The sequence below is a fragment of the Paraburkholderia agricolaris genome, from assembly GCF_009455635.1.
GTDB lineage: Bacteria > Pseudomonadota > Gammaproteobacteria > Burkholderiales > Burkholderiaceae > Paraburkholderia > Paraburkholderia agricolaris.
On record NZ_QPER01000002.1, the window covers coordinates 2,652,847 to 2,676,872 of the forward strand.

Below are 24,026 nucleotides of genomic sequence, written 5' to 3' on the forward strand. Positions count from 1 at the left end.
CGCCTGACAAAGGCGCGGCACACGTTGTCTCAACCGGCTTCAGCCAAGCGGCACCACACTGCCCAGCAGAATGCGTACGAGCGTGGCCTGGCGCGTGACGCCCGTCTTCGAGAAGATGGCCCGCAGATGGGCCCGCGCGGTGTTCTTGCTGATACCCAATTCGTCGGCGGCTTCTTCCAGCGTCAACCCGTTGGTCAGCAGCAAGGCAAGCGAGGTCTCCGCGGGCGTGAGGTCGAACAGCTTGCGTACGATCTCCTGCGAGCCCTGCGATTTGCGATCGGGATCGCGCAGAAACAGCACCGTTGCCGGGCGGCGTTTGTTGTCCTCGGACCAGTCCGAGAGCGGAATCGTGCGCACCAGCACGCCGAGTTTCGGCTTGTCGCAACCACGCGTGATCGGCATGGCTTCGACAATCGGCGCGGCGGTGCCGAAGTGCCCCATCAGCGCATGACGCACGAGACGTTGCAGATTCCGGTTCTCCTGCGCATCGGTCGCTTCGACGTTGCCATGCACGATACGCAAGCCGTTGCCCTGAACAAGAATCTCGTCGGCCACGCTATTGGTGCGCATGATCGCACCGCTCTCGTCGAGTGTCACGGTGCCCACCAGCATCCGGTCGATCGCGCTCGCATACAGCGTACGCTCCGACTCCACGATATCGAGCCGCGAATGCAATTCGACCGCACGTCGCAAATGCGGCAGCAACAACGCGCAAAACGCCTTGTCGCGCGCGGAAAAATGCTTCGAAGCGTGGCTGCGGCACACGCGAAACCGGCATTCCACGCCGGACTCCGTACGCAGATCGGCGCCCATGATGTAGCGAATATCGGCCGGCTTCAGAAACTGTTTGTAGAGTTCGCTGGTGAGCCAGCCCGTGTCGCCGAATACTTCGTCGACAGTGACCACGCGATCCGCCGGCAAACCGACGAACGGATCGAGCGAATAGTAGTAGTTGTTGTATGACGCTTCACCCGGCACACCCGAGCCCATTTCGGATGCGTGCACCATCAGGCCGCGCCGGTCGCTCGAGGGCGAACGCAGAATCAGGGTGGCATAGCTCGCGCCCAGCGAGGTGCGGATCAATTCGAGCGCGCCGGCCCACGGCGTGCTTTCCAGCGCCCCTTGATAAATGCGCGCGGTCAGCTCGCTGAACTGCGCGACGCTCACCTCGGCCAGTTCACTCATGGCCTGGCCCTCTTCAGGGGCCCATTTTGTCTCCATCAACACTCTCCGTCCTCCATGCGACTTTGCATCGCGACGCCAAGCTTAAGGGCCGATCTGCTTGCTGGCATCGGGGGAAGTACTTAGCTGACGAAAGTTTCGCTGAGCGTGCGAACGAACTCTCGTCCAATCGGACGATGCTCCCTTGAAGCCGCCGCGCTTCAATGCATTCAGTGTTGCGGCGTGCGCGCCGAATGCCCTGATTTGCAGCGCGATTCGGGTCCGGCACGGCCGTATCGCCTATACCCGGTATAGCCGCTTTCATCACATTCTCAGGAGACCCGATGGCGCTCGATCCTCAGGCGCAGGCCGTGCTCGCCGCTTTCGCCGGCATGCCCCCACTCGATTTCGCGCAACTCACCGTGCCCGCATACCGTGCGATGCTCGCCGCGGGCGGCGGTCTTGCACCGGGCGACTCCGTCGCGGCAGAAGAAGATCTGACGATTCCGACCGCCAGCGGCCCGATTGCCGCGCGCCTCTACCGGCCTGCGCTGGAAAGTGCCGATGAGCATGGCAACAGCAATACCCTGCTGCCGCTTACCGTCTTCTTTCACGGCGGTGGCTTCATTTCTTGCGGGCTCGATACCCACGCAAACATTTGCCGTTGCCTCGCGCAACGCGCGCGAACGGTCGTGCTATCGGTCGATTACCGGCTCGCGCCCGAAGCACGCTTTCCGGCCGCCGCGCTCGACGCGTGCGACGCCGTGCGCTGGGCGGCGTCCAATTCAGGTGATTTGCGCGTGCGGCCCGGCGCGCTTGCCGTAGCGGGCGACAGCGCCGGCGGCAATCTGGCGGCAGTAGTCGCGCAACAGTTGCGTTATAGCGCGGTGAATATCGCGCATCAGGTACTGTTCTATCCCGTGGTGGATTGCGCCACCGAGCATCCTTCATACGAATCGATGGGCGACGGGTATCTGCTGACGGCGGACATGATGCGCTGGTTCAAAAGCGAATATTTCGCACCGGACGCCGATCGCGCCGATCCCCTCGCCAGTCCGCTCGCCGTTGCCGATCTCGCGGGTACAGCCAGCGCCACCATCATTAGCGCCGAGTACGACCCATTGCGCGACGAGGTCGAGCACTATGCAGCGCGTCTCGCGCAAGCGGGTGTGCTTACAACCCATCTGCGCTGGCCGGGACAGATGCACGGCTTCGCCAGTCTGCTCGGTGCGCTCGACGCGGCCGACCCGGCACTCACGATCGCAGCGCGCGCCTTGCGCCATGCGCTGCACGTCCAGAACACCTGACTCCGTTCACCAGAAAAGACATGACTGCATTAATCCGCCTCGCGGCCGAAGACGGTATCGCGACGCTCACGTTCGACCGCCCCGACGCGCTGAACGCCCTCAACGAAGCGATGGCCAACGAGCTGAACGCCAAGCTCGCACGCCTCGCTCACCACGACGAGATCCGCGCGATCGTGCTGACCGGCGCCGGTAACGCCTTCATGGCGGGCGGCGACTTGCAGACCATGCGCACCGCGCTCGATGCGAAGCCCGTGGTACGAGACCGCTCGATCGGCACACTCGTGCGGCTCGCGCAAACCGTGGTCGAAACCGTCACGGGTTCACGCAAGCCGGTGATCGCCAGCATCAACGGTGCGGTGGCGGGCTTCGGCCTGAGCCTCGTCGCCGCCTGCGATCTGGCTATCGCCGCGAAGAGCGCGACGTTCACGTCGGCATATAGCCGCATCGGCACCTCCCCCGACGGCGGTGCAACCTATACGTTACCGCGCGCGCTCGGCACCAAGCAGGCCGCGCAATGGATGTATCTCGACGAACGGCATAGCGCCGATGAAGCTCTGCGGGCCGGTATCGTCAACTGGGTCGTACCTGACGACGAACTCGCCGCGCAAACGTGCTCGCTGTTAAAGCGGATGGGTGCGCTCTCGCCGGATGCATTCGCGCAAACCAAGAATCTGATCCTGCACGCACCCGAGCGCAGCTTCGCCGAGCATCTGTACGCGGAGCAGCGCAGCTTTCTGCACTGCGCGGCAGGCGAGGATTTCCGTGAAGGTGTCGACGCATTCTTCGAGAAGCGCATACCTGTATTCGGCTCAAGCGCACGTTAAGCGTTTTTTCTTCGCTTTTTTAAACGCGGCAACCGCAATAACAACAGCAGCAACAGCAGTAGCACAGGGATAAACCCATGAAACTGGCCACTACCGACGAAATCGTCGCCGAGCTGAGAGCCGGCCGCATGATCATTCTGGTCGACGAGGAAGATCGCGAGAATGAAGGCGATCTGCTGATCGCAGCCGACCACGTCACGCCCGAAGCGATCAACTTCATGGCGCGCTTTGGCCGCGGCCTTGTCTGCCTGACTCTGAGCGCCGAGCACTGCGCGCGCCTGAAGCTTCCGCCGATGGCGGAACAGAACGGCACGCAGTACGGCACCGCGTTCACGGTCAGCATCGAGGCGGCGCACGGCGTCACCACCGGCATCTCCGCTGCCGACCGCGCGCACACGATCCGCACGGCGATTCAGCCGGACGTGCGCGCCGAGCATCTGGTGCAACCGGGCCATGTATTTCCGATCGCGGCGCGTCAGGGCGGCGTGCTGGTGCGTGCCGGACATACCGAGGCGGGTTGCGATCTCACAGCATTGGCAGGCCTGACGCCCGCAGCGGTGATCTGCGAAATCATGAACGACGACGGTACCATGTCGCGTCTGCCGCAACTGATCGAATTCGCCGAACACCATGGCCTGAAAATCGGCACGATTGCCGATCTGATCCACTATCGCAGTACGCACGAGTCGCTCGTCGAACGTGTCGGCGAGAGACCGTTGCACACGCCGTGGGGACCGTTTCGCGCCATTCAGTATCGCGACACCGTGCGTCAATCCACGCATCTGGCGTTGGTGCGCGGCACGCCAATGCCCCATGTGCCGGTGCTCACTCGCGTGCACGAATGCTTCTCGCTGCTCGACCTGCTCGATGCGGAACCCTCCGCGCATTCATGGCCGTTGCACGCGGCGCTGCAGAAAATCGATGCGGCGGGATGCGGCGTGGCGGTTCTGCTCGATTGCGACATGCGAACCGATGCCATGACCGGCAACAACAGCATGCCGGCGCGCAGGGACGGCAGACTCTCCGGGATTGGCTCGCAGATTTTGCGCGACCTCGGTGTGCGTCGATTGAATGTGTTGTCGAGTCCATTCAGGCTGCCGGCGCTGTCCGGGCACGAACTGGAAATCATGGCGTTCATTCCGCTTGGCGAAGCGGACCTGGAAAACCCGCACGCGTTCGACCGCATGTCTGGCGCGCCGAGGGCTGACGTGCCACTGAAACCCCCGGCTCTTCGATCCACCGCGGTGCTGCAGACAAGCGCTCAACCGGCATCGTACGAACTCGAAGCTTCTTCATGACGACTACCCCGATGACTCAACCTAATCAGCCCTATGTCGCTCTTGTCACCGGCGCCTCCCGCGGCGCCGGCAAGGGTATCGCGCTCGCCCTCGCCGCAACGGGTGCAACGGTCTATGTAACCGGACGCACCCAGCGCGAAGGCGATGCGCCCTTGCCCGGCACGGTGCACGCCACGGCAATCGAAATCGACAGGCTCGGCGGCAAGGGCATCGCCCTGACCTGCGATCACGCCGATGACCGGCAGGTAGCCGAAGTATTCGATTACATCCGGCACAACAGCGGGCGCCTCGACATCCTCGTCAACAATGCCACGGCGCTGCACGACGAACTGATTCGCCCGGCGCCGTTCTGGGAGAAACCGCTGGACCTCGTGGACATTCTCGATGTGGGTCTGCGCTCCGCCTATGTCGCGAGCTGGCACGCCGCGCGTTTGATGGCCGCGCAAGGCGATGGGCTGATCGCGTTCACGTCCTCGTTCGGCGCGAGCTGCTATATGCACGGCGCGGCGTATGGGGCGCAGAAAGTGGGCGTCGACAAATTCGCCAAGGACATGGCGGTCGATCTGAAATCGTATGGCGTTGCAGCGGTTTCCATCTGGATGGGCATGCTGCAAACCGAGCGCACCGCGCGCGTGATCGCCGCGCATCCCGAGCAATATGCCGGTTTCAGCGAACTCGCCGAGACCCCGCAATTCACCGGACGCCTGATCGACGCGTTGTATCGCGACCCGCAACGTCAACAGAAATCCGGCCTGGTGCTGGTCGGCGCCGAGCTTGCGCGCGAGTACGGCATCACTGAACTCGACGGTCGCCAGCCGCCCTCGCATCGCGAGGCGTTAGGCGGCCCGGTGCAGGCGCATCCGGCGATCGTGGCCTGATACAGAACGCCGGTGCGGTCGGCACGGCGGTTCTGAATGCCCCGCCGTGCCGTGCCACTTCGTGTCGTGTCGTGGCGTACGGTACGGGCGGCTAGAAACCGCTCACCACCATCGCATACACCAGCGCCGCACCGCCCACCGCGCCGAGGAAGGTGAAACACTGTTCGTCCGCACCCGAGCGGCGCGCCCAGATTCTTCCAGCCAGCGCGGCCAATCCGGTGATGCCCAGAAACAGCGACAGCGACGATCCGGCCGTGCACACCATGCCGGGAAACTCGTCGCTCCAGGCGCATGCGTAGAGCTGCCGCACGGATACGCCGACCACACCGATCGCCACCAGCAAACCGGCAACCAGTCCATCCCGCTGAACTCTGGATTTCATCTGCATTCCTCCCGCATCACACCCGTCCTCATCCTGCTTGTCCCCATCCCTATACGCGGCTCAAACGCCTGCCGCGCAGCTGTGCGCCTCGATACGACGGACAAAAAACCTCGTCGCGCCGCTCCCGGTTCATACCGTCATTGACGGCGATCGGAGGCATGCGGGCATCGTCCGGATGGACTAAGGGGATTGCCGGAGAGGGCTGACAGCAGGTCTGCCGACGGACCGACGGTGGGATCGCGAAAAGGAAATGCGCAGGATGTCGCGGAGAAAGCGGCGAAGGAATCGCGAGGAAACTATTGCGGCGGAGAACGGAAACCGTGACGGCAAGCGCCGTCACGTCCCCACATTAAGCATGCTGGCGTGCTTGTCAGGCCGTTTGCGGCCTACCCGCAAACCACGTCCCGATAGCATCTTCGATCGCACGCGCAGCGGACAACAACGCCGCCTCGCCGCGCGGCTTGCCGACGATCTGAATGCCGACCGGCAAGCCGCTCGCACTCATCCCGCACGGAATCGCGATGACCGGCATGCCGGTGAGCGTCAACGCGTAGGTGATCGCGAGCCAATCGATGTACGTCTCGAAGTGCCGGCCGGCGGCATCGCGGACATCGCGCGCTTCCACCGGGAACGGCAGCACGATGGAGGCCGGGCAGATCAACACGTCGTACCGCTGCAAGAGCGCGTTCATCTTGTGGAACAACGCGCTGCGCGTGCGCTGTGCGGCGAGCATCGCGGGGTTATCCACCCGCAGGCCGAACTCGATATTCCAGATCACGTCGGGGTTCAGCACATCACGATGCTGCGCCAGCACCTCTTCATAGTTCGCCGCGTACGAAATACCGCGCAGCGTATGGAAAGCCTGGGTTGCCGTGCTCAGATCGATATCGCTTTCATCCACTCCCACGCCGCAAGCGGCCAGGCGGTCCATCGCTTTGCGGCAGATCGCGAGAATTTCCGGCTCGGCCGCCGCGATACCCAGCCCTTCGCTGAACGCGACTCGCACCGGCCGCCGCGGACTGCGTGCATGATCCAGAAACGAGGTCGCCGGGTCGCCCAGAGACAAGGGCGCGCAAGCAAGCTCGCCGGACATCGCATCGAGTAACAGTGCGACATCCGTCACATTACGCGCCATCGGCCCATGAACGCTCATGGTCTCGTACGGGTTGGCAGCCGGCCCGTACGACACGCGCCCCGGCGTGGGACGCATGCCCACCACGCCGCAAAACGCCGAAGGCGTGCGCAACGACCCCGCCAGATCGGAACCTTGCGCGACCCATGCGGTGCCCGATGCCAACGCGGCCGCCGCGCCGCCGGACGAACCGCCCGCCGAGCGCGACAGGTCCCACGGATTGCGAGTCACGCCGAACACGCCGTTGTACGTATGACCGCCCGAGCCGAATTCCGGCGTGTTCGATTTCGCATAGACCACGCCGCCGCGCGCTTCAAGCAAGGTCACGCCAGCGTCGGATGTCTCCGGAATGCGGTCGCGATAGACGAGCGAACCGCGTGTGGTGCGTACCCCGGCGACATCGGTCAAATCCTTGATCGGCACCGGCAGCCCGCATAGCAGACCGCGCTCGGCGACCGGCTTGTTCAGCAGCGCATCGGCATGGGCATGGGCACGCTCGAAACACAGCGTGGGCAACGCGTTGACCCGCGGTTCGACGCGCGCCGCCTGGGCGGCCAGCGTGTCGAGCAGATCGTGCGGACTGACGGCCTCCTCGCGCAGCAGATCGACAATTTCGCACGCGCTTCGCTCAATAAGACTCAAATCGACGGACATGGCAGCTATCGGCTCCGAAGTGGGGATGCCCGTCAGTTTCGCATGCCGCGTGCGTTTGCACCGCCAGAACGGTCAGCTCTTGAGCCGATACCCGGTCTTGAAGATCCACGCGACGATCGCGAGAAACACCGCCAGGAACAACGCGGTCATGCCGAGGCTGACACCGACATCCACATCGGCGAGGCCATAGAAGCTCCAGCGAAATCCGCTGACCAGATAGACGATCGGATTGAACAGCGTGACGACCTTCCAGAACGGCGGCAGCATATTGACCGCATAAAAGCTTCCGCCAAGGAACGTGAGCGGCGTGATGATCAGCAGCGGCACAAGTTGCAGTTTCTCGAAGCCATCCGCCCAGATGCCGATAATGAAACCGAGCAGACTGAAGGTCACCGCGGTGAGCACCAGAAACAGAATCATCCAGAACGGATGCTGCACCTGCAGCGGCACGAACAGGCCGGCGGTGGCCAGAATGATCAGCCCGAGCAGAATCGATTTGGTGGCCGCCGCGCCCACATAACTCACGACGATCTCCAGATACGACACCGGCGCCGACAGCAATTCGTAGATCGTGCCGGTAAAGCGTGGAAAGTAAATGCCGAACGACGCGTTCGAAATGCTCTGCGACAGCAGCGACAACATGATCAGACCCGGCACGATGAACGCGCCGTAACTGATACCGTCCACCTCCTTGATACGCGAACCGATGGCCGCACCGAATACGACGAAGTAAAGCGAGGTTGAAATCACCGGCGCGATGATGCTCTGCATCAGCGTGCGCCAGGTGCGCGCCATCTCGAACTTGTAGATCGCGCGGATTGCGTAAATGTTCATTGGTTACCTCGGACCAGACTGACGAAGATGTCTTCGAGCGAGCTTTGTGTCGTATGCAGATCCTTGAAGCGGATGCCGGCGTCGTCGAGCGCTTTGAGCAGTGCGATGATGTCGGTGCGGCCGCCGTCGCCTTCATACGTGTAGATCAACTCGTTGCCGCCCTTGGCAAGATCCAGCCCATATCCGCCCAGCGCCGGGGGTACTTCGGCGAGCGGACTCTCCAGTTGCAGCGTCAACTGCTTCTTGCCGAGCTTGCGCATCAACGCGGTCTTCTCTTCCACCAGCATGATCTCGCCCGCATTGATCACGCCGATGCGGTCAGCCATTTCTTCGGCCTCGTCGATGTAGTGCGTGGTGAGAATGATCGTCACGCCGCTGGCCGTGAGCGAGCGCACCAGCTTCCACATATCGCGGCGCAACTCGACGTCGACCCCCGCCGTGGGTTCGTCGAGAAACAGCACGCGCGGCTCGTGCGAGAGCGCCTTCGCAATCAGCACGCGGCGCTTCATGCCGCCCGACAACGTAATGATCTTGCTATTGCGCTTTTCCCACAGCGACAGATCGCGCAAGACCTTTTCGACGTAAGCGGGGTTTTTCGGCTTGCCGAACAGGCCGCGGCTGAACGAGACGGTCGCCCAGACGGTTTCGAACGAGTCGGTGGTGAGCTCCTGCGGCACGAGGCCGATCAGCGAACGCGCGCCGCGGTAGTCCTCCGCAATGTCGCGGCCGTCCACCGTCACACTGCCCTCGCTCGCCTTGACGATGCCGCAGATGATGCTGATAAGGGTGGTTTTGCCCGCGCCGTTGGGGCCTAGCAAGGCGAAGATTTCTCCGCGGTTGATCGCCAGATTGATGTTTTTGAGTGCATGAAAACCCGTGGCATAGGTTTTCGACAGATTCGTGACCGAGACGATTGGCTGCATGGATTCGACGATGGCAGACACCGGTTTTTGATTGGAAGGGGGCGGTGCGAATATGCGGCCGCACCCGCAATGTAATTGAAAGTGGGAAAGCGTGCAGCATAACCCCGATAATCCGGAAAAACCGTCAGGCGGGGTCCGTCAGGGCTCGGCGCACGCGAAACTGCTGGCCAGATTCACATTGCCCTTGCCGCTATAGCGGGGAAACAGCGGATAACGGCACAACGGGCGCGAGCGTCCATTGGTGGCGGCCGCGATATCGGTGGCGGTCAGCGTTTCGGGCGATACGCCGCGCGTCACCCAGTTGTCGAGGGCGCCCAGCAGATCCACGGAGGGGATGAACACACCGCTGCCATGCTGAAAGCCCGGCACCATGTAGAGCCGCATGAATGCATCGACCTGATCGACGCCGAAACGATCGATCAACGCTTCGTAGTAGGCGATCGTCTGGTTCGGGCTGATGACTTCGTCGGCGAGGCCCTGCAGTGTGATGAGCTTGCCGCCGTGCGCGATGTAGCGTGCGAGATCGGGATTCATCGCGCCGATCGTCTGCGACAGTGCGACAAGCTGTCCGCGATACTTGCCGGGGTGGGATGGGTCGAATCCGAGCGAATCGAACGCCTCGTCGCGCGTCACGAAGTAGCGGACGTAGCCGTCGCCCTGCGCGAACAGGTAACCGTTGGCGAAGAAAGTCGGCACCGGCAAACGCTCGGGTTGATGCGCGAGCCCGAGCAGGCCGGTCAGCCGCGTGCCCTGAAAGACGTTGTAGCCGGCATAGCCGGTGACGCCCCACGCCAGCTTGTAGGGTAACGACAAGCCGTCGCGCATTAGCAGCAAGGTGGAGAGTTGCGCGTCGCTGAGGCACTCGTCGTGCGAGGGCGTTCGTCCGGCGCAGCGCAAAGAGGCGATGATTTCCGCTTCGTGTTGCCGGCAGCCGGCCACGTCGCTGACGATGCCGTCCGCCGCGCCGTCGAGCCGGTCGCACACCGCAACCGTGCGTTCATACACGTGCTCGAGCAACAACGGCGGGATGAAACCGCCGGGCGTCGCGTATTCCGCCTGGCCGAGCTTCACGCCCATCAATCGCACGCCGGAAAAATTAAGTGCGGGGGAATTGGCGATCACGCCGTCGTAGTCGTCCGGGTAGCGCTGCATCACCGTGTAGCCCTCGCGGCCGCCCGTCGAGCCGCCGGCGAAATACATCCGCTGCGGCGGCCGGCCATAGGCACGCACAACGAGCGCGAGCGCGGCGTCGTGCGTTTTCTTCAGATGCGCGTAGCCGAAATTTGTCACCGCTTCATCCACGAGGCCGAAGACCGCGAGTGACGAATTGCCCACATGCCCGGAGTCGTCGCCGAAGGTCGCATAGCCTTGCGCGAGCGGTGCGCGATCCGGTGAGAACGGCATCACGCCCGTGCCGCTCACCACCACGCCGTTATAGCCCCCGCCACCAATCTGCAACGCGCGGCCGTTCCAGCGGCGCGGCAAATTCAGGTCGAAGCGGATATCGGGTGTAGTGGCCTTGAGCCCTTTGATACGGCCGGTGATACGGCAATATTCGCCGCCCTGCTGATTGCCGGGCGCGGTGGCCGCTACCATGGCCGCGCTTTCGATCAGCACGCCGGCTGTGGGTATGGCGATCAGCTCAGGGGGCAGCACGGCGCCCGCGAGTTCCGCGCAGCGCATGGCGAGCGGGGCGTCCTTGGCCGCGGCGAATGCCGCTGGGGCGTTCAAGCACAGCATCGCGCCGACGGCTATGAGCAGCGTGCGCGAACCTCGCGTCAAATTCACATGGCGCACCAGGCCCGCACGCGCCCTCATCCGTAACGCGCGCGTCTGGCAGCCGTGCGCGACTGCTGCCCTTTCCAGTCGCTCCAGCCGCGCGCGATCATCAGCACTGCACCGATGGCAACCAGATCGCCGCCGAGGCCGATCAGCGTGCCGCGAAAGCCGTGGAACGTATGCGGTGTCGCCGTATCGACGATCAGCGATACCAGCGTGCCGGAGACGAAACATACCAGCCCGGTGCGGCCGACCGTCACCACGGCCGGCAACCGCTGTGCGAGCCACGCAATGCTGCCCGCGCGCACGAACTGCGCGGCGAGCCAGGCGATAACGACAAAGTTGATCACGCGTTCCACGGAAAGGTTCTGTTTAAGCACGCCGGGCAATGGCTGCGTCAGTATAAAGAGTTTGACGATCGCGAAGGCCAGCACGGCGACCACCGCGACGCGTGTGAGCCAGTGCGCCGTACGGGTGGCGTGAAAGCGCTCGCTGACGGGCTGCACCCGGCACAGAATACCAAGCACGAACATCAGTTGCCACGCAAACGGATTAAAAGCCCAGTCGGCCACGTCGTCAATGCTCAATAGCGCGGCCAGCGGCCGGGCCAGCGACCAGACCGTCAGGCTCAGACCCAGCGCCGCGAGCGACGACCGGCGCGCCAGCGGAACCACGAGCGGCACGCATAGCGCAAAGATCACGTACATGGGCAGCACGCTGGACAGATACGGCTGGCGCCGCAGCACGGCAATATCGAACGCCGCGTGCAGCGGCTGAACCGCGAATGGCTGCCAGCCCGTGAGGTCGATCATCGGCTGGTTCAGATGCAAGAGCGCGAGAACGGCACCGGACAGCAGGGTCAACACCGCGGTCAACAGATAGGCGCGGTAGATCTCCCAGCAGCGCCGGACGAAGCGCATTGCCGCCGCGCTTTCGCCGCGGCCCGCGAGCACCGCCGTATACGCCGCTGCCGACGCATAGCCGCCGAGGAATACGAACACTTCCGCCGAATCGCACAATGCATAAGTGTGCAACATCAGATGCGACAGCGTGCTACCGGGAATGTGGTCCAGCACGATGACGATCAACACGACGCCACGGAAGAAATCCACTTCGATCGAGCGTCCGCGACGAATGTCCATTCTGTATCTCGCAAGATGGCGCGTGCCTGCCAGGCGCCGTAGAAGGCCGGTATATGTCGTTGTTCCTGTTAGGAACTCCATGACAATAAATCGTTCCCACCGAACCCGTGCGCGCCATCCACGCGCGCTGACAACCACCCTTTAAACACATGCGAGGCGGCAGCAATCTGAAATTCGGATGTCGGTACGCCGTAATACTGGCTCGTCGCGCGCGAGGTTGACGGAAAACCTTGCAGCAAGTTTTGCGGCTTTTACTGTGTCCGGCGCGAGTGCGATCGGTAAAGGCAACTGAAGGCAGCTGAAAAAAATCACATATTCCAGCGCGCGATTTTTTTCGCTTTTTTTCATCGTAGGATGAATTTATGCATTTCCGCTGGAAGACAACCCCCATGAACAACAGGATCGCCGGCTTCGACGGATTGCGCGCGATTGCAGTCCTGATGGTCTTTTTTCAGCACCGTCTATTCGGTGAAATCGGTGAGATCGGCCACCTCGGCGTGTGGATTTTTTTCGCGCTGAGCGGCTTTCTGATCATCGGCATACTGTCCGCCCAACGCACACGTATCGAGAGAAACGGCAGCGGATTCGGCACCGAACTGAAGCGCTTCCTGTTCCGCCGCACGTTGCGCATCTTTCCGGTTTACTACCTGATGCTGGCGGTGATGTGCGTGCTGATGGCGCTGGGCATGGCAAGTCCTGAGCTGGCGGACGGCATGCCGTTTCATTTCGCTTATTTGTCGAACTTCTGGATCGGCTCCGTGCTGCATTACTGGCCAGGGCGGTACTCGCATCTCTGGAGTCTCGCGATCGAGGAACAGTTTTATCTCGTGGTCGCGCCATTGTTACTGCTGGTTACGGCGCGACGGCATCGTGCGGTGTGTCTCGCGATCGTCGCGGTTGGGCTGGTCTCGCTGTTAGCGATGCGCGCGGCACAGTGGCAGGAAATCACCATCTATACGCATCCGCTAACCAACTTCTGGCTACTGGCTTTGGGCGGCATGGGCGGCCTGATGATCGCAAGAGAAGCGAGCCGCCTACGCGCCGTGCTCGGACATGGCATGACGCTATTCGTACTGAGTGTGTGCCTTGTGGGGTTTTGCGCGACCGAGCCGAGGTGGAGCCAGTTGCACAGTCCGCTTGCCTTCACGATGGTCAACGCCGTGTATGGCGTCTGTATCGCGGCGCTTGTGGGTTCGATTGCGTGCTGCCGCAATGCAGTGGTGATCGGTCTGCTTGAAACCGGCTGGCTGGTGAACTTCGGGCGCATCAGCTACGGCTTTTATCTCTATCACAACCTGATTCCGGACCTGACTCGCAACCGCCACGCCACGGCGCTCTTCGGTGGCGTCGTACCGGTCTGGGCGCACGCCGCCGGAATTGTCGCGTCGTTCCTGATTTCGCTGACGCTGGCCGTGCTGTCCTGGCGGTTGATCGAGGCACCGATTCTGCGCCTGAAAACAAGGCACACGCGGACTGACACGACGGATCGGGCCAGCGCGCAGAGAGTGCCGGCGCTTGCCGCCTCGCCTGCCGCCTCAGTTGCAACCTCCGCTGCCGCTCGCAACGAGCGTGCACGGAAGGATGAAGATGTCACGTCAGATGCGATTTGAATGCAGAGAAGCTTACGATATGCCTTCATGCGGTTTGAACGCAGGCACGGTATCATGCGGCCTCACTTAGCCGGCTGCTTCGATCCTTGCGACACGCGGGCACTGAACAGGCCGAACAATAAAAACAAGCCACTGCCCGCGAACGCCGCTGCACCTGGTCCGCGCGGTTGGCTCGCGGACACCAACGATGTTTCATTTCAGTTTTGCCGACGGCGTGCTTGGCGCGAGCCTGCAGACGCTCAGTCTCTACGCGCTGCTTGGCATCATTGCGGCGCTGCTGCTGGGCGGCATGGTCAAGGGCGTAGTCAGTATCGGCGTACCGCTGGTGGCGATGCCGATCCTCAGCCAGTTCATGCCGATCAAAGAGGCCGTTCTGTTGCTGTCGATGCCGATCATCCTCGGCAATATTCCTCAGGCGCTGGAAGGCGGCGACATGCTGCCGACGGTCCGGCGCATTGCTGCGCCGTTGATCGGCACGGTGGTCGGCAATATTGTCGGCGTGAGCGTATTGATCTCGCTGGCGCCGCATCGCGCGCAAGCTGCCGCAGGCACCTTGCTGATCGTTGCGGCACTCCTCCTGCTGCTGTCGCCGCGGCTGACGTTGTCGCCGGCGTGGGCGAAACCGGCGGGCTTCGTGCTGGGATTCGGCGCGGCCGTGATGGAAAGTATCGCCTCGGTGCCGGGGCCTTTGCTGGCGATGTATCTGATCGCCACCGGCGCCACGGGGAAAGCTTTTACCAAGCAGATCGCGATTATCCTGGTGGTGTCGATCATCACGCTGGTTGCCGCGTTCAGTGGCGGCGCGCATGCCAGTTGGAGCGATCTGATCATTTCGGCGTGTGCGAGCGTGCCGGTGATCGTCGGCATGCTACTGGTGCGGCCGCTGCGAGACCGCTTGCCGCCGGCGGCGTTTCGGGTCCTGGTTCTGCTGTTCGTTCTGGCAGCCGCCGCGCAAATGATCTGGAAATCAGGCGTTTTATAAGGGTTCGGGTTGCGTGTGGCGGTCAATTCAGGCCGTGGAACGCGCCTTGCTGGTCATTGCTTACCGCAGTCAACCGGAGAGCCCTTTTGGCAACCAAGGCAAATCCCCCGAATGAGCCGGCCCGCAAGCCTGATGAAGATCCGGGCAGCCCGCCTACCGAGGTGTCCAAGCCGATTGGCGACGCCATCCCCACGCCGGTCGAACCGGGTCTCGATAAGCCATTACCGCAAAAAGGCGAAACAGCACCCCCGCGCCCCACGCAGACGACGCGTGACGGGTAAATTGCTCAGGCGGCGGCCGGCTCGTGGACGATCTTCAGCGCACTCTTGTGCTCCTTGATCAACCGGTAAACCGTTTCGCCAGGAACGGTCTCCCGTTCGAGCAGCTCGTCGGCAATCGCGCGTAGGACAGGCTCATAGGCGTGCAGCAGCCCGTAGCACAACTCGTTCAATTCCTTGAGCAGCACGTTGGCGTGTTCTATGGCGTTCTTCATTTGCAGGCCCGCGTATTGCGAGGGCAGCGCCGCGAGGCTGAACAGATCGCCGTCGCGATTGAAGCCGAACCTGGACACCATGTCGAGGCTGATGCGCGACGCTTCCTGCAGATCCGATGCAGCGCCACTCGATGCTTCGGAGAACGTGAGAATTTCGGCGTTGCGTCCGCCCAGCAAAACCTGAATCTCGTTGCGAATTTCAGTTTCGCGGTACAGGTGCTTGTCCTGCGCCTTCGTGATCAGCGCGACACCCAGGGCGCCGCCACGCGGCAAGATCGTGACCTCTTCCAGCACACCGGTGCCGAGCAGTGCGGCAACCAGTCCGTGCCCCGCTTCGTGCACTGCGATCCGCGTGCGTTCGTCCTCGCTCAGCGCCCGTTCGGCGCCGCTCACGTCGCCGATGCGCGCGATCTTGATCGCCTCCATGAAATGCCTCGACGCGATTTCCGTCTCGCCCGCTTTGCGCGCGACCAGCCCTGCCTGATTCACCACCATCGCGACAGTGGCCGGAGAAAGCCCCGTGGTCAGGCGAGCAAGCTGGTCGTAGTCGATATCCGCGGCTTTCGATTTCAGTTTCTGCGCGTAGAAGCGGAAAATTTTCGCGCGCTCTTCGCGGTCGGGCAAACGGACCTGCACGGTGCGGTCGAAGCGGCCCGGACGGCGCAACGCCTCGTCCAGATTGTCGGGGTGATTGGTCGCCGCAACGACGATGACGCCTTCGTTGGAAGCAAAGCCGTCCATCTCCGCGAGCAACTGATTGATGATGCGATTGCTCTCCGCTTCGACGGGACCGCCGCCGGTATCCGTGCGCTTGGCGAGGCCGTCGGCTTCGTCGATGAAGATGACCGTGGGAGCATTCTTGCGTGCGAGCTCGAACAGGTGTTTGACCTTCTGGATGCCGACGCCGTAGTACTTCGCACTGAAATAGCTGCCCGTGATCGAAATGAAGTTTGCGCCGCATTCACCGGCGAGCGCTTGCGCAAGCCGCGTCTTGCCGACGCCCGGGCCGCCGACCATCAGAATGCCGCACGGTGCGCGCACGCCCATCGACGTGAATTGCTTCGGATCGGACAGATAGCCGCGGATGTCCGCGAGCGCCGCCTTGGCTTCCCCCGCGCCGATCACGTCGTCGAAACACAGCGTGGGCGCCTTGGTGAGCAGCGAAGCGCCCCCCTTCATCTCGCGGCGCATGAACCACACCATGCCGCCGATCAGCAACAACGGCAGCAGCAGACCGATCGTGTCGCGCAACAGGCCGAATATCGACACCCAGCGTGCCGCACCGGTCCGGATATCGGCGTCGGGCAACCATACGAGCTGATACGACGCCGCCTGATCGGCTTTGGGTTCGCCGAGCAGCAGTGCGTGCGAGAACGTGGCGTTATGGTCGGTGACGAAGTATTTCGCGCCCTCGCGCGTCGACACCAGAATCGCATTGGGGCTCACGCCGATCGCGGTTACGTTGGCGGCGCGAACGTCACGCAGCATTTGCGACGCGTCTTTCTCTTCGTGTGTCCACGCCGAGGGATCGTGACGCATCTGACTCGCAATGCCGGTGAGCGCCGGATTGGCCTGCCCGTCGCGCTGCTGGTAAGCCCACATGCTCAAGGCGAGCAACATGGCGACGAGTACCGCACCGACCGCAATGGCGATCTTGCGTACGCGTCTTTTCTCAAGCGAATTCTTTCCCGGCTTCATGAGTCACTTCCAAAAACAGGCCAAGGCAGGCCTTCGATACTGGTCAAAATCAGGTGGTAGAGGCTGATGGGGGGAGATCGGCTGATGCGGCACCATGCGTGCGCGGAAAGAAGGACACCAAAGCATTTGTCCCTTTTAGCAGCCAACCCGCCGGCTAGCATACCGGCTGGCCACTCATTCCGTGTTGCAGAAAAGGCCTGTTTCTACCGTCTATCCGACGTTCGATAGCGTCGGATTCAGGGAGCAATCGGCGCGCTAAAGCGATGCCCGGCTGCTCCGGCGCACAGTTTATCAGCGCTATATTCCCTGCGTATTCTTCAGATCTGAAAGTAACCGCGCCCTATTTAAAAGCGGTCAGAATGACAGTAAAGCGTGGATTATTAGAGACACTCATCCAGACACGGCGGATGGCTATAAACGGCTTTCGCGCGGCGCGCGGAGGAAGTTAACCGAGCGAGCGCCCGGCGGGGACGACACGTTAGTGGCAGTCCCCGACCGGTCGCTCGGCCAAGTCCGGCGGCGCGTACATCACGCCGCCGAACGTACGATGGGCAAGGCGCCCAACGTTTTCGCGGCTGTCTGGCAGGCCTCTATGGGCCCATCCGCATTTCACCGCACTCTCAGGTCCGTCTTTTTTATTGCCGGTACCTTGTGGCACCGGTCAGCTCTCCTGCAACTACCCCCGATCCTCGCAACCCTTCCCTTCGACAGATTCAAACGGCTATTCGCCGCTGCGGCCTGTTCTGTTATAAACGGATTCATTAAACAGCAGATGAAAACGATTCGCAGCCAATCATCCGACAATACCGCAGGTTTTTTGATACGCTTTACCATACGTCTCAGTTCTGGACGTTTGGCGTGTTAAATACCTGGTTACCGCCGCTTACTTCACCGGGACCGCGCCCCTCATTCGCACCGTCAATTCATGAATCAGCGCACCTTGCCGCCACATCTGGCCGCGGCCGCCGCAGCCGAATCGCGCTCCGCTATTTCCGCGAGCCGCTTCAGCACGCATGCACTCCCAATCGAGGAACAATTTCTCGGCTGGCGCGAGCGTGTGGGACATGTGGTCGACGTACCACCGTCGAAGGAACAGATCGTGGCGGGATTTCGCGGTGAGATCGATCTGTACGCGGTCGGCGGCATGGTATTTACGGATTGCCGCACGCAAGCATTGCGGCTGGAACGCTCAGTCGCGCGCGTCTCCACGGACTCGCGGCGCGACTACGTCTTCCATCTGTGCGTGGAAGGCGAGATCGGAGAAGTAACGGGGGTTCGCAAGAAACGCAGTGCGCCGGGTTCGGTGCAGGGCATCGTCGCGTTCGACATGAACCAGCCGTTTCGGGCCGAACGGCCCGAAAGCCGGCTCCTGAATCTGTTCGTGCCAGCCGCGATCGTGGACGAGGAACTGGGCGACGGTTCGGCCATTCACGGCCGGATCGTTCCGCAGGGCTCACCGCTGACCGGTCTCGTGCTGGACCATATGGCGGCGCTCGCCAGGGAAATCCCCACGCTCGACCCGGTCGCCGCAGCAGACGCCCTCCATACAGGCGCCCAACTGATGATCGCCGCGTTCCGCAAAGAGGCAAGTCTGACGGGTGCGAGCCGGGCGGCGCTGCAAGCTGCCGTGATGGGACAGGTACGGCGCTACGTCGACGCTAATCTGCATCAGAGCGAGCTCACGCCAACCAGCGTGGTTCAGGCGCTGCAACTGAAACGCGCCACCATCTATCGCTGGTTCGAGCACGACGGCGGCCTTGGCGCCTACATCCGCAATCGCCGTTTGCGGGAAGCGGCGGACGAACTAGTCCGTTTCCCACATCTCCAGGTGACGGATATCGCGTACGGACTCGGCTTCCAGAGCGCGTCCGATTTCACCCGCGCATTTCGCCGCGCCTTCGACATGAGCCCGCAGGATATGCGGGCGCGCGCGCTGGTCCTGCAGCACCACGGCGCGGGCGAGCTTACGGCCTTGACTGCGAAGCGCGGGCAACACTCGCGCGGGGCATTTCTGCCTCGGGAAATGCCCGCAGCGCAGCAAGCGTGAGCAGGGTCGCGGCCATCAGATACCACGCGGGAACCATCGGATCGCCCGTCCGGTTGATCAGCCACGTCACAAGGAACGGTGAAAATCCGCCGAACAGCACGACCCCGAAGCTGTAAATCACCGCCAGTCCGGCCGCGCGCCGATGCGCCGGAAACGCTTCCATCATCAGCACGGAAGCCGGGCCGGCATTGTTGACCGCAAGCGCGACGTATGCCGTGATGATGACGAGCGCAGCGACATCGCCCACGCCGTGAACCAGCGCCCAGAATGCCGGCCATGTGCCCGCCAGCGCGGCCACGAGTGCCGCGTATTGCAGCGTCTTGCGGCTCGCGAGGCGATCGGCCACGTACGCCACGAGCGGCGTCACGACGAGAATCACGAGGCCGGAGAGGCAGGCCGTCAACAGGCTGATCGCCGCCGGCCGATGCAGCGTGCGAACCAGATAAGCCGGCATATAGAAGACGGTGAGGTAGATGCCCACCGAAGGCGCCGCCATCATCAGCAGGCCGCAAATGATGGGACGAGGATGTTCCGTGAGCATGCGCCTCGGGCTGAGCCGCGCACGCGGCAGCGGCGCGGCCGCCGGCATCCGGCGGCGCAAATACCAGCCAACCGGCCCGATCAGCCCTCCCAGCACGAACGGAATGCGCCACCCCCAGTCCTGCATCGCGGCAGGCGACAGCAGCGCTGTCATGCTCGCCCCGACCAGCGCGGCGGCGAACGCGGCCGCACCCTGGCTCGCGCCGCGCCAGCTCACCATGAAACAGCGATGCCGGTAAGCGGCCGACTCCATCAGCGAAGCCGACGCAGGCCCAATCTCCCCCCCTGCTGCCAGCCCCTGCATCAGGCGCGCGAGCACCATCAATACCGGCGCCGCCGGACCGATCGACGCGTAGCCCGGCAGGCACGCGATCAACCAGGTGCCGACGGTCATGAGGGTTAGCGATAGTGTGAGGCCGGCTTTGCGGCCACGGGTGTCGGCGACGTGGCCGATCATGATCGCGCCGAGCGGGCGCATCACGAAACCCGCACCGAAGGTGGCGAGCGAGAGCAGCAACGACGACGCGGGATTAACCGAAGGAAAAAAAAGATTACCAATTATGACGGCGGAAAAGCTATAGACAGTGAAGTCGTACGCGACGAAGCCGTTACCAACGACAATCGCCGTGACGATACGTCTGAGTTCGGCGCGGGACGGCGGAGTCCCTTCGCGGGCAGCGGTTTGCATGGATTGCGCTCGACGAGGAGAGCGTCGAGAAATTCGGGAAATTGTTGGAATGTAAATGAAGCTCTTTTACTTAACGGCGCAAAGAGACTCAACTTTACACCGCTTACGCCGATGTTTGCGCGCAACTGCGCCGGCGGATGGCGCAACTGTCCAGTGCCGTCCAAACGCCGGGCAGTGCCCTGAGGCGCGCTGCTACACTTGCACACCACCAACTTCCCGATGAATCCCGAGCCGCCGCACCGCGCGAAATCGCACTCTGCGTGAGCGCGTGCGGCACGTTCTTCGGCAGATACACTCCGCTCCCATGCTTCGATTCGAGAACCTCAGCAAACGCTATAGCGAACGCCTCCTCTTCCAGCACCTGCATTACGACACTGCAGCAGGATGCGTGGCGCTCAACGATGAATCGGGCAGTGGCAAATCCACGTTGCTGGGCATGCTCGCCGGCACGATCGAACCCGACACGGGCGAGGTGTGGCTCGGCGGCCACTCACTGCGCAGCGCGCCGCATCGGGCGAAATCCGTGCTCACGTATGTGCCGGAAGACTGCATGACCTATCCCGACCAGACGGGCCGCGCGTATCTGAATCGTGTGGCGTCGGAGCGAAACACGGTGCTCGACGCTCACACGCTCGATCTCGCCCATCGCTTCGGGCTCGAACCGCATCTCGACAAGCGCTTCGAACAGATGTCGTTCGGCACGCGCAAGAAGATCTTTCTCACGGGGGCGGTACTCGGCGACACGAAAGTCGTGATCGCGGATGAACCGGTTGGTGGACTCGACGCGTCGGCGCGCGCGGTTCTGGTCGATCTGTTTAAAACGCTCGCTGAAACCCGCACCGTCTTTTTCTCGAGCTACGACCTCGCATTTACGCAGGCCTGCGAGGCGAGAACCCTCTGCTTTGCCGGCCTGGGTAAGGATTGAATAAGCGCGAGGTGGCTGCACCGGCATGGCAAGCAGATGGTGCTGCTGCCGATGAACGTGGGGTAATTCAATGAACCATCGTGACGGGCGTGGGGGTCCGCCTCGATAGAGACGCGAACACGGCCAGCCTTCTAAAGAAGCCCATCTGGCTTGCGTCGATCACCATCACGTCGGGCTGGGTGCTTGCCGCGTAGTCGGCGATGGCTTTCGTGCGGTGGCCGAATACCCGTTTCCAGTGGTACGGCACACCGGCTTCTTCCAGTATGGTGCGAGCGTCGATCAACGCTTTCAGCATGGCCTGCTTTTCCATCCGCACCAGTGAGCTTCGGGTGTGGAAGGCTGCTGCGCGCCCCTGATCGACCGGCTCGAGTACTTCCAGCAATTCGACTTCGGTTACGCCACGCTCCAGAAACATGAAGGCCGCGTAGCGCGCGGCCTCTATCGCGCCGCCATGGTCGAGAACAGGAATCAGCATTCGTATCATCGAGAACTCCGGCAGGTAGCTTGTACTTTTAGCTTAGCCAATGCGGTGTTAATGTCGTGTAAAAAGTGTCGTGTAAAAAAATGCCATGTAAAAATCATCACGCTAAAGCACGCCGCAGTGGAATGTGTCCGCATGCAGGCACATTCCACTGCGGCGTACCGCGTTCTCACGATGTCTGTATCGCCGCGGGATTCAGTTCGATATGCAGAATGACCAGCCACCGCTTCGGACAATCCTCGGCAATCTGCAACTCCTGCTTGCGCTCGCCAACCGTCTTCACGAAGCCCTTCTCGCGTGCGAAACCGAACGCGCGCCGCGCGTCGGATTGCAACCATAGGGTGAGCAACCCGCATGTCACGCAACTGAAAAGCCAGATCGTTTCATGGGGCAGCGCGGCGTCGAGTTGCTGCGCGACGTACGTAAAGATAGTCGTGAGAACCTGATTGGTGACGAAGGCGATGGCGACGACCTTGCACATCCCCCTGAATATCATGGCGGGTCTTGAGGGCGTCATCGATTCTCAAACCCCGAGCATGCGGCGTGCTTCGGCTTCGGCCAAGGCCAGTGCCGCGGCGCAATCGCGCATCGGCCGGCCGCAGCCACGCCCGGTAACCTGCTGGATCTGCCTGTCTTGCCGCGTGGTCGTTACGCGCAGTGCGCCTTTGAACATGTGGCCCGGTGCGGGGAACACGCACGCCTCGACGGTCACATTACCCTTTGTTTGCTTGAATGCCATACATCCTCTTTCAATTCGCGGACTCATTCTTACGGCGGTATGCCAGATTTGAACTATACGGACGACACCGTAAAGACCGGGAAACGATTGCCGCCGGCGCCATAAAAATCCTGTGAAATTCACCGCACGCCGACCAGCCGGTACCCCACGCCGGCCTCCGTGACAATGTGTTCAGGATGCGCCGGGTCGCGTTCGAGTTTGTGGCGCAGATGCGCCATGTAGATGCGCAGGTAATGGTGATTGTCGATTCGCAACGGCCCCCACACCTCGCCGAGCAGTTGCTCATGCGTCAGTACGCGCCCGGGATGGCGCACCAGCACGGACAGAAGGCGATATTCGGTGGGGCTGAGATGGACGACGTGGCTGCCGCGCACCACCCTTCGCTCACCGAGATCGATCGTGACCAAACCAAACTGAACCTGAGGCGTGCCGACCCTGTCGCCGTTGGCCTGCCTGCGCAAATGCGCGCGAATCCGCGCGCTGAGTTCCGGCAGGCCGAACGGCTTGGTGAGGTAGTCGTCGGCGCCGGCATCGAGCGCGGCTACCTTGTCTTCCTCGCGGCTTCGCGCCGACAGCACGATCACCGGCATCGCCGACCAGCCGCGCAACTCACGGATCACCTCGATGCCGTCCATGTCCGGCAAACTCAGATCGACGATGACGAGATCCGCCAGCCGCGTCGCCGCCTGTGCGAGGCCCTGTGCGCCGGTCTGCGCTTCGAATACACTCATGCCGTTCGCTTCGAGGCTGCTGCGAACGAAGCGGCGGATGGCTTTGTCAGCGTCGATCACAACGACTGTTACGGTGGGATCGCTCATGAATGTGCCACGTCGGCAGCACCCCGTTGAGGTAGCGGCCAACGTCCAGGCGGGGTCTCCGTAAATGATTGAACAGCAATAAAGAGCAGCAATAAACAACCGGTTCAATGTATCGGCTTGAGATCGTCCAAAGCGAGGTTGAGTTTCAGCACGTTCACGCGTGCCTCGCCAAAGAGGCCGAACTGCCGCCCCGACGTGTTACGCGCAACCAGATCGTTCACCTGATCGACCGTCAGGCCGCGAGCCTTCGCCACGCGCGCCGCCTGATAGGCGGCCGCCGCCGGACTGATCTCCGGATCGAGCCCGCTGCCCGACGACGTCACCAGATCCACCGGCACCGGTTGCGACATGTCGTTGCCGGCTGCCTTCAACGCGTCGAGGCGGCCTTTTATTTCGTCGGCGAGTGCGGGGTTGGTCGGGCCGAGATTCGAACCACCCGAGTTCTGCGCGTTATAGGGCTGGGGCGTGGTGGCCGACAGGCGGCCCCAGAAATAGGCCGGCGCGTCGAACTGCTGACCGATCAGCGCGGAGCCGACGGTCTTGCCGTTCTTCTCGAGCAGACTGCCGTTCGCTTGCGCCGCGAAGGCCGTATGACCGATTACGGTCACAACGATCGGATAGATCACCCCGGTGATCACGGTCATCAGGATGAACAGAACGAGCAGCGGACGAAGCAGCGTTTTCATGATCT

The 24,026-nt window shown here is 62.4% G+C and carries 24 protein-coding genes; 9 read left to right on the forward strand and 15 right to left on the reverse strand.

Features of this window, described 5'->3' with window-relative positions:
• Positions 1–39 precede the first annotated feature (39 nt).
• A complete protein-coding gene (locus GH665_RS33130; RefSeq protein ID WP_153141323.1) occupies positions 40–1,221 on the reverse strand; it encodes a helix-turn-helix transcriptional regulator in 1,182 nt (393 codons plus the stop codon).
• 284 nt (positions 1,222–1,505) lie between these two features.
• On the opposite strand from GH665_RS33130, the gene GH665_RS33135 reads away from it, so the two are divergent.
• The 4 genes from GH665_RS33135 to GH665_RS33150 all read left to right on the forward strand — a co-directional run bounded on the left by GH665_RS33135 (position 1,506) and on the right by GH665_RS33150 (position 5,468).
• Positions 1,506–2,468, forward strand: coding sequence for an alpha/beta hydrolase (locus tag GH665_RS33135; RefSeq protein ID WP_153141324.1), 963 nt, complete (start codon positions 1,506–1,508; stop codon positions 2,466–2,468).
• 20 nt (positions 2,469–2,488) lie between these two features.
• Entirely contained in the window at positions 2,489–3,292 is an 804-nt protein-coding gene (locus GH665_RS33140) for an enoyl-CoA hydratase/isomerase family protein (RefSeq protein WP_153141325.1), read from the forward strand.
• A 77-nt stretch (positions 3,293–3,369) separates the two neighbouring features.
• Entirely contained in the window at positions 3,370–4,590 is a 1,221-nt protein-coding gene (gene ribBA, locus GH665_RS33145) for a bifunctional 3,4-dihydroxy-2-butanone-4-phosphate synthase/GTP cyclohydrolase II (protein ID WP_153141326.1), read from the forward strand.
• A gap of 11 nt (positions 4,591–4,601) precedes the next feature.
• The gene (locus GH665_RS33150) at positions 4,602–5,468 is read left to right on the forward strand and encodes an SDR family NAD(P)-dependent oxidoreductase (RefSeq protein WP_153141327.1); all 867 of its coding nucleotides are present in this window, start codon (positions 4,602–4,604) and stop codon (positions 5,466–5,468) included.
• Positions 5,469–5,559: 91 nt separating this feature from the next.
• On the opposite strand, the gene GH665_RS33155 is transcribed toward GH665_RS33150, so the two are convergent.
• From GH665_RS33155 to GH665_RS33185, 7 genes are all read right to left on the reverse strand, one after another.
• Positions 5,560–5,850, reverse strand: coding sequence for a hypothetical protein (locus tag GH665_RS33155; protein WP_028193889.1), 291 nt, complete (start codon positions 5,848–5,850; stop codon positions 5,560–5,562).
• A gap of 370 nt (positions 5,851–6,220) precedes the next feature.
• Positions 6,221–7,636 carry an amidase gene (locus GH665_RS33160; RefSeq protein WP_153141328.1) on the reverse strand — a complete coding sequence of 472 codons (1,416 nt, stop codon included), beginning with the start codon at positions 7,634–7,636 and terminating at the stop codon, positions 6,221–6,223.
• A 72-nt stretch (positions 7,637–7,708) separates the two neighbouring features.
• A complete protein-coding gene (locus tag GH665_RS33165; protein WP_028193891.1) occupies positions 7,709–8,470 on the reverse strand; it encodes an ABC transporter permease in 762 nt (253 codons plus the stop codon).
• Complete coding sequence (locus tag GH665_RS33170) at positions 8,467–9,393, reverse strand: ABC transporter ATP-binding protein (RefSeq protein WP_153141329.1); 927 nt, start codon at positions 9,391–9,393, stop codon at positions 8,467–8,469. Before GH665_RS33170 ends, GH665_RS33165 begins: the two co-directional genes overlap by 4 nt.
• A 138-nt stretch (positions 9,394–9,531) precedes the next feature.
• Positions 9,532–11,211 carry a tannase/feruloyl esterase family alpha/beta hydrolase gene (locus tag GH665_RS33175; RefSeq protein WP_153141330.1) on the reverse strand — a complete coding sequence of 560 codons (1,680 nt, stop codon included), beginning with the start codon at positions 11,209–11,211 and terminating at the stop codon, positions 9,532–9,534.
• Positions 11,208–12,314, reverse strand: a complete 1,107-nt coding sequence (locus GH665_RS33180) for an OpgC domain-containing protein (RefSeq protein ID WP_153141331.1) — start codon at positions 12,312–12,314, stop codon at positions 11,208–11,210. Before GH665_RS33180 ends, GH665_RS33175 begins: the two co-directional genes overlap by 4 nt.
• 141 nt (positions 12,315–12,455) lie before the next feature.
• Positions 12,456–12,662, reverse strand: coding sequence for a hypothetical protein (locus GH665_RS33185; protein WP_153141332.1), 207 nt, complete (start codon positions 12,660–12,662; stop codon positions 12,456–12,458).
• 41 nt (positions 12,663–12,703) lie between these two features.
• Between GH665_RS33185 and GH665_RS33190 the strand changes: the two genes are divergently transcribed.
• From GH665_RS33190 to GH665_RS33200, 3 genes are all read left to right on the forward strand, one after another.
• Positions 12,704–13,924, forward strand: a complete 1,221-nt coding sequence (locus GH665_RS33190) for an acyltransferase family protein (RefSeq protein ID WP_153141333.1) — start codon at positions 12,704–12,706, stop codon at positions 13,922–13,924.
• A gap of 187 nt (positions 13,925–14,111) precedes the next feature.
• Positions 14,112–14,906, forward strand: coding sequence for a sulfite exporter TauE/SafE family protein (locus GH665_RS33195; protein ID WP_153141334.1), 795 nt, complete (start codon positions 14,112–14,114; stop codon positions 14,904–14,906).
• 86 nt (positions 14,907–14,992) lie between these two features.
• Positions 14,993–15,187, forward strand: a complete 195-nt coding sequence (locus tag GH665_RS33200) for a hypothetical protein (protein ID WP_153141335.1) — start codon at positions 14,993–14,995, stop codon at positions 15,185–15,187.
• 5 nt (positions 15,188–15,192) lie between these two features.
• Here the strand turns inward: GH665_RS33200 and GH665_RS33205 are convergent, their stop codons facing one another.
• Positions 15,193–17,097, reverse strand: coding sequence for an AAA family ATPase (locus tag GH665_RS33205; RefSeq protein WP_153141336.1), 1,905 nt, complete (start codon positions 17,095–17,097; stop codon positions 15,193–15,195).
• A 925-nt stretch (positions 17,098–18,022) separates the two neighbouring features.
• Between GH665_RS33205 and GH665_RS33210 the strand changes: the two genes are divergently transcribed.
• Entirely contained in the window at positions 18,023–19,144 is a 1,122-nt protein-coding gene (locus tag GH665_RS33210) for an AraC family transcriptional regulator (protein ID WP_153141337.1), read from the forward strand.
• On the opposite strand, the gene GH665_RS33215 is transcribed toward GH665_RS33210, so the two are convergent.
• Positions 19,062–20,372, reverse strand: a complete 1,311-nt coding sequence (locus GH665_RS33215; RefSeq protein ID WP_153141338.1) for an MFS transporter — start codon at positions 20,370–20,372, stop codon at positions 19,062–19,064. The two genes, GH665_RS33210 and GH665_RS33215, sit on opposite strands and share 83 nt — an antisense overlap.
• A gap of 304 nt (positions 20,373–20,676) precedes the next feature.
• Here GH665_RS33215 and GH665_RS33220 point away from each other — a divergent pair, with 304 nt between their 5' ends.
• The gene (locus tag GH665_RS33220; protein ID WP_153141339.1) at positions 20,677–21,297 is read left to right on the forward strand and encodes an ABC transporter ATP-binding protein; all 621 of its coding nucleotides are present in this window, start codon (positions 20,677–20,679) and stop codon (positions 21,295–21,297) included.
• Between the two features lie 67 nt (positions 21,298–21,364).
• Here the strand turns inward: GH665_RS33220 and GH665_RS33225 are convergent, their stop codons facing one another.
• From GH665_RS33225 to kdpC, 5 genes are all read right to left on the reverse strand, one after another.
• Complete coding sequence (locus GH665_RS33225; RefSeq protein WP_153141340.1) at positions 21,365–21,781, reverse strand: universal stress protein; 417 nt, start codon at positions 21,779–21,781, stop codon at positions 21,365–21,367.
• A gap of 166 nt (positions 21,782–21,947) precedes the next feature.
• Positions 21,948–22,295: a hypothetical protein gene (locus GH665_RS33230; RefSeq protein WP_028193900.1), complete on the reverse strand. Its 348-nt coding sequence runs from the start codon at positions 22,293–22,295 to the stop codon at positions 21,948–21,950.
• 6 nt (positions 22,296–22,301) lie between these two features.
• Complete coding sequence (locus GH665_RS33235; RefSeq protein ID WP_030098922.1) at positions 22,302–22,517, reverse strand: hypothetical protein; 216 nt, start codon at positions 22,515–22,517, stop codon at positions 22,302–22,304.
• Between the two features lie 119 nt (positions 22,518–22,636).
• A complete protein-coding gene (locus tag GH665_RS33240) occupies positions 22,637–23,335 on the reverse strand; it encodes a response regulator (RefSeq protein ID WP_153141341.1) in 699 nt (232 codons plus the stop codon).
• Between the two features lie 104 nt (positions 23,336–23,439).
• Positions 23,440–24,021, reverse strand: coding sequence for a potassium-transporting ATPase subunit KdpC (gene kdpC / locus GH665_RS33245; RefSeq protein WP_153141342.1), 582 nt, complete (start codon positions 24,019–24,021; stop codon positions 23,440–23,442).
• Positions 24,022–24,026 lie beyond the last annotated feature (5 nt).

What these genes read in the sequence shown, in the direction of transcription:
- GH665_RS33130 (WP_153141323.1), bottom strand. Translation starts at nt 1,221, where the DNA reads ATGGAGACAAAATGGGCCCCTGAAGAGGGCCAGGCCATGAGTGAACTG.
- GH665_RS33135 (WP_153141324.1), top strand. Translation starts at nt 1,506, where the DNA reads ATGGCGCTCGATCCTCAGGCGCAGGCCGTGCTCGCCGCTTTCGCCGGC.
- GH665_RS33140 (WP_153141325.1), top strand. Translation starts at nt 2,489, where the DNA reads ATGACTGCATTAATCCGCCTCGCGGCCGAAGACGGTATCGCGACGCTC.
- ribBA (WP_153141326.1), top strand. Translation starts at nt 3,370, where the DNA reads ATGAAACTGGCCACTACCGACGAAATCGTCGCCGAGCTGAGAGCCGGC.
- GH665_RS33150 (WP_153141327.1), top strand. Translation starts at nt 4,602, where the DNA reads ATGACTCAACCTAATCAGCCCTATGTCGCTCTTGTCACCGGCGCCTCC.
- GH665_RS33155 (WP_028193889.1), bottom strand. Translation starts at nt 5,850, where the DNA reads ATGAAATCCAGAGTTCAGCGGGATGGACTGGTTGCCGGTTTGCTGGTG.
- GH665_RS33160 (WP_153141328.1), bottom strand. Translation starts at nt 7,636, where the DNA reads ATGTCCGTCGATTTGAGTCTTATTGAGCGAAGCGCGTGCGAAATTGTC.
- GH665_RS33165 (WP_028193891.1), bottom strand. Translation starts at nt 8,470, where the DNA reads ATGAACATTTACGCAATCCGCGCGATCTACAAGTTCGAGATGGCGCGC.
- GH665_RS33170 (WP_153141329.1), bottom strand. Translation starts at nt 9,393, where the DNA reads ATGCAGCCAATCGTCTCGGTCACGAATCTGTCGAAAACCTATGCCACG.
- GH665_RS33175 (WP_153141330.1), bottom strand. Translation starts at nt 11,211, where the DNA reads ATGAGGGCGCGTGCGGGCCTGGTGCGCCATGTGAATTTGACGCGAGGT.
- GH665_RS33180 (WP_153141331.1), bottom strand. Translation starts at nt 12,314, where the DNA reads ATGGACATTCGTCGCGGACGCTCGATCGAAGTGGATTTCTTCCGTGGC.
- GH665_RS33185 (WP_153141332.1), bottom strand. Translation starts at nt 12,662, where the DNA reads ATGAAAAAAAGCGAAAAAAATCGCGCGCTGGAATATGTGATTTTTTTC.
- GH665_RS33190 (WP_153141333.1), top strand. Translation starts at nt 12,704, where the DNA reads ATGAACAACAGGATCGCCGGCTTCGACGGATTGCGCGCGATTGCAGTC.
- GH665_RS33195 (WP_153141334.1), top strand. Translation starts at nt 14,112, where the DNA reads ATGTTTCATTTCAGTTTTGCCGACGGCGTGCTTGGCGCGAGCCTGCAG.
- GH665_RS33205 (WP_153141336.1), bottom strand. Translation starts at nt 17,097, where the DNA reads ATGAAGCCGGGAAAGAATTCGCTTGAGAAAAGACGCGTACGCAAGATC.
- GH665_RS33210 (WP_153141337.1), top strand. Translation starts at nt 18,023, where the DNA reads ATGAATCAGCGCACCTTGCCGCCACATCTGGCCGCGGCCGCCGCAGCC.
- GH665_RS33215 (WP_153141338.1), bottom strand. Translation starts at nt 20,372, where the DNA reads ATGCAAACCGCTGCCCGCGAAGGGACTCCGCCGTCCCGCGCCGAACTC.
- GH665_RS33220 (WP_153141339.1), top strand. Translation starts at nt 20,677, where the DNA reads ATGCTTCGATTCGAGAACCTCAGCAAACGCTATAGCGAACGCCTCCTC.
- GH665_RS33225 (WP_153141340.1), bottom strand. Translation starts at nt 21,781, where the DNA reads ATGATACGAATGCTGATTCCTGTTCTCGACCATGGCGGCGCGATAGAG.
- GH665_RS33230 (WP_028193900.1), bottom strand. Translation starts at nt 22,295, where the DNA reads ATGACGCCCTCAAGACCCGCCATGATATTCAGGGGGATGTGCAAGGTC.
- GH665_RS33235 (WP_030098922.1), bottom strand. Translation starts at nt 22,517, where the DNA reads ATGGCATTCAAGCAAACAAAGGGTAATGTGACCGTCGAGGCGTGCGTG.
- GH665_RS33240 (WP_153141341.1), bottom strand. Translation starts at nt 23,335, where the DNA reads ATGAGCGATCCCACCGTAACAGTCGTTGTGATCGACGCTGACAAAGCC.
- kdpC (WP_153141342.1), bottom strand. Translation starts at nt 24,021, where the DNA reads ATGAAAACGCTGCTTCGTCCGCTGCTCGTTCTGTTCATCCTGATGACC.